This is a genomic window from Comamonas denitrificans, assembly GCF_042654745.1.
Taxonomy (GTDB): Bacteria; Pseudomonadota; Gammaproteobacteria; order Burkholderiales; family Burkholderiaceae_C; genus Comamonas; species Comamonas denitrificans.
In genome coordinates, this window is the sequence record NZ_JBHSEY010000035.1 from 1 (window position 1) to 501 (window position 501).

Annotated in this window: 1 protein-coding gene; it reads right to left on the bottom strand. The window is 56.7% G+C overall.

From position 1 onward, the window contains the following. The coding region (locus tag ACFO24_RS07430) for a transposase (RefSeq protein WP_377737765.1) at positions 1–357 on the bottom strand (357 nt) is incomplete at its 3' end. Between the last annotated feature and the right edge of the window lie 144 nt (positions 358–501).

Consider the following 501-nt stretch of genomic DNA (forward strand, 5'->3'; position numbering starts at 1 on the left):
GGCCAGAATCTGATCGGCCAGCCTGTGTTTCTCCAGCCGGTGGCGAAACCTCAGGATGGTGCTCTCATCGGGCATTCGGCCATGTGCATCAAGCCCGGCAAACTCTCGGTAGATCGGGGTGTCAAAGAAGGCCTCTTCCATCGCCAGATCCGACAAGGTGAACCACTGTTGCATGCAGTGGATGCGCAGCATGGTCTCCAGTGCAAAGGGTGGGCGACCGTTCTTGCCTTCGGGGTAATACGGGGTGATGAGCTCGACCAACGCAGCCCAGGGAACCACCAGATCCATCTGGGCAAGCAGTTCCTGCTTGCGGGTCTTCTTGGTACTCAGGTTCAGATCAAGGCTGCTTTGCTTCATGGCCTGTGAGGATGCCATTGCATGCTGACATGTACCAAACATTGCGGAGGGTTTTGCAGGATTTCCTTAACGGTTATTTACCAAATGCGCGAAAAGCCTCGGCGTTCAGGCCGAGGATGGATAGCGCTGGCCGCGTAAGCGGCC